This window comes from Collimonas fungivorans, from assembly GCF_028292705.1.
In the GTDB taxonomy this organism is placed as follows: domain Bacteria; phylum Pseudomonadota; class Gammaproteobacteria; order Burkholderiales; family Burkholderiaceae_D; genus Collimonas; species Collimonas fungivorans_B.
Genome location: NZ_JAQGLV010000395.1, coordinates 1 through 5,306, shown reverse-complemented (window position 1 = coordinate 5,306; position 5,306 = coordinate 1). Strand labels below are relative to the sequence as shown.

The following is a 5,306-nucleotide window of genomic DNA, read 5'->3' as shown; positions in this document are numbered from 1 at the left end:
GGCTGCGCCCGGGATAAGCGCCGAACAGAGCCGACACCAGCTCCGTGCGGCCGGCGCCGACCAATCCGGCGATGCCGAGGATCTCGCCGCGCCGCAAAGAAAAGGAAATATCGTCGACGCGCTTGCGCTGCGGGTTGTCGGCGTCATGGCAGGTGACGTGGCGCGCTTCGAACATCACCTCGCCGATCTCGTGTTCCTGGTCCGGATACATGGCGCTGATTTCGCGGCCCACCATCTGCGTGATGATCTGGTCGACATTCATGTCCTGCATCGGCGTGGTGGCGATATGCTTGCCGTCGCGGATCACGGCCACGGTGTCGCATACGGCGGCCACTTCGTCCAGCTTGTGCGAAATGTAGACGCAGGCCACGCCCTTGGCTTTCAGGTCGCGGATAATATCCAGCAACACCGCAATCTCGGACGCCGTCAGCGACGACGACGGTTCGTCCAGGATCAGCAGTTTCGCCTGCTTGTTGAGCGCCTTGGCAATCTCCACCAGCTGCTGGTGGCCGCCGCCGTAGTGCATCACCGGCAGCGCTACATTGATGTCGGGCATTTTCAGTTCACGCATCAGTTCGGCGGCACGGCGGTACATGGCCGGATAGTTCATGCGGCCGCCAGGCAGGATCAGCTCGTGGCCCATGAAAATGTTTTCTGCTACGGACAGTTCCTGCACCAGCATCAACTCCTGATGGATGATGATGATGCCGGCAGCTTCGGTATCGCGCATCGATTGCGACTGCAAGGGTGCTCCTTGCCACAGGATTTCACCCTGCCAGCTGCCGTGCGGATAAACCCCGGACAGCACTTTCATCAGGGTCGATTTGCCGGCGCCGTTTTCGCCGCACAGGCCGAGGCATTCACCGGCCTTGACCTTGATGTCGATGCCGTCCAGTGCGCGCACCGCGCCAAACTCCTTGACGATGCCGCGCATTTCCAGCAAATAGTCGGACATGCCTGCTCCCGCAATTACTAAAGGGAAAATGAGGGGAAAACGGTCATGCGGCGGCATGAATACCGCCGCTACCGTTTCAGTGCATGCGGCAGCTTACTTGCTGCTGATTTGAGCCTGGGTATAGAAACCGTCATCCACCAGCAGCTTGACGTTGGCGCTGGTCAGCGGCGTCGGTTTCAGCAGGATCGTATCGACCTTCTTGACGCCGTTTTCATACTGGGAATTGTAGGCGGGCTTTTCATTGCGCGCCAGCTGCACCGACAGCTTGGCCGCTTCGGAGGCAATCAGCTTGAGCGGCTTGTAGACCGTCATAGCCTGGGTGCCGGCGATCACGCGCTTGACCGCTGCCAGGTCAGCGTCCTGCCCTGAGACCGGCACCTTGCCCGCCATCTTTTGCGAAGCCAGCGCCTGGATCGCGCCGCCGGCGGTGCCGTCGTTGGAGGCGACGATGGCGTCGATCTTGTTATTGTTGGCGGTCAGGGCATTTTCCACGATGGACAAGGCTTCGGTAGCGCTCCAGTCCTTGACCCACTGCTGGCCGACGATCTTGATGTCGCCCTTGTCGATCGACGGCTTCAGCACTTTCAGCTGGCCTTCGCGCAGCATCTTGGCGTTGTTGTCGGTAGGCGAGCCCCCCAGCAGGTAATAATTGCCCTTGGGCTGCGCCTTGAGCACGCCCTCGGCCTGCATCTCGCCGACCTTTTCATTGTCGAAGGAGATATAGGCGTCGATATCGGCGTTCAGGATCAGGCGGTCATACGACACCACCTTGATGCCGGCCTTCTTGGCTTCCTTGACGGTATTGGTCAGCACGGTGGCGTTGAACGGCACGATGACGATGACATCGACGCCGCGCGAAATCAGGTTCTCAATCTGGGCGATCTGCCGCTGCTCGCTGGCGTCGGCCGACTGCACAAACACCTTGGCGCCCAGCTTGTCGGCCGCGGCAACGAAAAAATCGCGGTCCCTGGCCCAGCGCTCGACCCGCAAATCGTCGATCGAAAAACCGATCTTGGGATTCTTGGAATCGGCCATGGCGGCTGTGCTGCCCAGCGCAAATACCGCCATCGATACCACCGCCAATAGGCTCTTCCGTTTGAACTTGTTCATTGCTGTGTCTCCTGTCATTGGTTTTGATTTAACTGCATATTGTTTAACCGTTTAACTGTATTAACTACCGACTCCTACAACACTTTCAACCGTAGATAGCCCGATTGACCAGGTTCTCCAGCATTTCCTGGCGACCGCTGACCGCCTGCGGATTGATCTGCTTGGCAAACGCATGCTCGGCGATATCGCTCAGGCTCAGCTTGCCTGCCAGCACGTCCCGTCCGAAAGCGCCATCCCATCCGGCATAGCGCTCGGCCTTGAAATTCGCCAGCAGGTCGTTCTCGATCATGCCGGCGGCGCGTTCCAGCGACAGCGCCAGCACATCCATGGCGCCGACGTGGCCGTGGAACAGGTCAACTTCGTCCAGGCTCTGGCGCCTTACCTTGGAATCGAAGTTGTAGCCGCCGGTGGTGAAACCGCCGGCTTTCAGGATTTCGTAGGTGGCCAGCGTCATTTCCTCGACGCTGTTGGGAAACTGGTCGGTATCCCAGCCGTTCTGCGGATCGCCGCGGTTGGCGTCGACGCTGCCGAGGATGCCGAGCGCGGCTGCGGTGGCGATTTCGTGATGGAAGCTGTGCCCGGCCAGGGTGGCGTGGTTGGCTTCGATATTCACCTTGATCTCTTGCTCCAGGCCGTATTGCTTGAGAAAGCCGTGCACGGTGGCGCTGTCGTAGTCGTACTGGTGCTTGGTCGGTTCCTGCGGTTTCGGCTCTATCAGCAATGTGCCCTTGAAGCCGATCTTGTGCTTATGTTCCACCACCAGGCGCATGAAGCGTCCCAGCTGTTCGCGTTCGCGCTTGAGGTCGGTATTGAGCAAGGTTTCATAACCTTCGCGGCCACCCCACAAGACATAGTTGGCGCCGCCCAGGCGCTGGGTGGCGTTCATGGCGGTGCAGACCTGCGCGGCGGCGTAGGCGAACAGTTCAGGATTCGGATTGCTGGCGGCGCCGGAGGCGAAGCGCGGATGGCTGAAACAGTTGGCGGTGCCCCACAGCAGGCGCACCCCGGTCTGTTCCTGCTTGCGCTCCAGCACGTCCAGCATCTGCGCGAAGTTGTTGCGGTATTCGGCCAAGCTGTTTCCTTCCGGCGCCACATCGGTATCGTGGAAGGTGTAATAGTCGACGCCCAGCTTGCTGAAGAATTCGAAAGCGGCGTCGGCCTTCTTGTGCGCCATCTCCATGGCGTCGCCGCCTTCCTGCCAAGGACGGCGGAAGGTGCCGGCGCCGAACACATCGGAACCCGGCCAGACAAAAGTGTGCCAGTAGCAGGCCGCCATGCGCAGGTGTTCGCGCATCGGCTTGCCCAGCACCAGCTTGGCGGCGTCGTAATGGCGGAAAGCCAGCGGCGTCTGCGCCTGCTTGCCCTCGAAGCGGATCGGTGTCACGGAAGGGAAATAGCTCATGCTTGCTCCTGTAAGGTGGTGGTGCGGTCTTGGTGTGGGCCATACTAGAGCCGCGCCTGGCGCTCCACAATTACGAAATCCACCAAGCGCACTAGCGATTCTTTCTATTGCAAGTGCACAAAACCGCATTTGCCCTGACGCGGCCAGCTCGGTTCGCTACAATCGTGACGGACGGGCCGGAATCGGCCTGCAGCAGTGACAAATTGACAAACCGGGCTACGTGGCGCTCCCAGGAGACTGCAAGATGACAAGAACCGTGCACCGCATCGCCCTGCTCTTCAACGGCAACAAGATCTTCGACCGCGACATCATCGCCGGCATCGGCGAATACCTGAGCAGCACGCGCGCCTCCTGGGACTTGTTCCTGGAGGAGGATTTCCGCTGCCGCCTGCAAGGCATTGAGCGCTGGCAGGGCCACGGCATCATTGCCGACTTCGACGATCCGGAAGCCTGCGCAGCCTTGTCGCGGGTCAGCCTGCCGGTGGTGGCGGTGGGCGGATCGTATGCCGATGCAGCCGACTATCCGGGCGATACGCCGTATGTCGCCACCGACAACTTCAAGCTGGTCAAGCTGGCCTACGACCACCTGATCGAAGCCGGCCTGCAGCGCTTTGCCTGTTTCAGCCTGCCGCAGGCGGATGTGAACCGCTGGGCCCAGGAACGCGAGAAGGCGTTTGAAAGCCTGATGCAGCGCGACGGCATGCAAGGTGAAATCTACCGCGGCCTCGGCACCAGCGCGCCGTCCTGGGATACTGCGGTGGAGCAGCAGATCGCCTGGCTGCAGACGCTGCCCAAGCCGATCGGCATCATCGCCGTCACCGACGCCCGTGCGCGCCAGCTGCTGCAGGCTTGCCTGTGCGCCGGCATCGCGGTGCCGGAACAGGTAGCGCTAATCGGCATCGACAACGATCCGCTGGCGCGCATCCTGACCCGGGTGCCGCTCAGTTCGGTAATCCAGGGCACGCGCGAAATGGGCCGCACCGCCGCCCACTTGCTGCACCAGATGCTGCACGGCGGACGCTTGGCCGGCACCCGCATCCTGGTGCCGCCGGCCGGCATCAACGTGCTGGCGTCGAGCCGCCACGAAGCGCCCAGCCATCCGCATGTGATGCAGGCCATGCACTTCATCCGCCAGTACGCTTGCCAGGGCATCAAGACCGAACAGGTGGCCGATTATGTCGGCGTCTCGCGCTCTTCCCTGGAGTGGTATTTCCGCCGCGAGCTGGGGCGCAGCGTGCATGACGAGATCCTGCGCTTCAAGCTGGATGTGGCGAAGGACATGCTGCAGCACAAGGACCAGCGTAGCATTGCCGACATTGCCGTCAGCTGCGGCTTCACTTCGGTGCAGTATATGCACGCGGTGTTCAAGCGCGAGCTCGGCTGCACCCCGCGCGAATATCAAGATCGGCTGCCGCAGGCGGAGGCCGGCCCGCTGTCGCTTAATTAAACCGCATCAACCGAACCAGACAACGATGACACAAATTTCCATTTCCAGTACGCCGGGCGAATACGGCGTCACCTTGTACACGCTGCGCAATGCGCACGACATGCGGGTCCTGATCAGCGACCGCGGCGCCACCCTGGTTTCCTGGTGGGCGCCTGACCGCTACGGCCGGGTGGCCGATATCCTGCTTGGTTATCCGGATGAAGACGGCTACCAGGCCAACCCGTCGTATTTCGGCAGCCTGGTCGGGCGCTGGGGCAACCGCATTGCCAAGGGCCGCTTCACGGTGGACGGCGCCGAGTACCTGGTCGACCGCAACAACGGCGACAATCACCTGCACGGCGGCGACACCGGCTTCCATCTGGCCCAATGGCGCGCCGAGCCGGGCCCGGACG

4 protein-coding genes and 1 pseudogene are annotated in these 5,306 nt (G+C 61.6%); 2 read left to right on the top strand and 3 right to left on the bottom strand.

Going from position 1 to position 5,306, the window contains the following annotated elements; all coding sequences use genetic code 11:
- From JWQ61_RS21305 to xylA, 3 genes are all read right to left on the bottom strand, one after another.
- On the bottom strand, positions 1-955 hold a 955-nt coding region (locus tag JWQ61_RS21305; protein WP_304362281.1), incomplete at its 3' end, for an ATP-binding cassette domain-containing protein.
- A gap of 93 nt (positions 956-1,048) precedes the next feature.
- On the bottom strand, positions 1,049-2,065 hold the full coding sequence (xylF, locus tag JWQ61_RS21300) for a D-xylose ABC transporter substrate-binding protein (RefSeq protein WP_304362280.1): 1,017 nt from the start codon (positions 2,063-2,065) through the stop codon (positions 1,049-1,051).
- An 85-nt stretch (positions 2,066-2,150) separates the two neighbouring features.
- Positions 2,151-3,467: a xylose isomerase gene (gene xylA, locus JWQ61_RS21295; RefSeq protein ID WP_304362279.1), complete on the bottom strand. Its 1,317-nt coding sequence runs from the start codon at positions 3,465-3,467 to the stop codon at positions 2,151-2,153.
- 244 nt (positions 3,468-3,711) lie between these two features.
- Here xylA and JWQ61_RS21290 point away from each other — a divergent pair, with 244 nt between their 5' ends.
- A complete protein-coding gene (locus JWQ61_RS21290) occupies positions 3,712-4,914 on the top strand; it encodes a DNA-binding transcriptional regulator (protein ID WP_304362278.1) in 1,203 nt (400 codons plus the stop codon).
- 25 nt (positions 4,915-4,939) lie between these two features.
- A pseudogene (locus JWQ61_RS21285) lies at positions 4,940-5,306 on the top strand (galactose-1-epimerase); the annotation flags it as partial.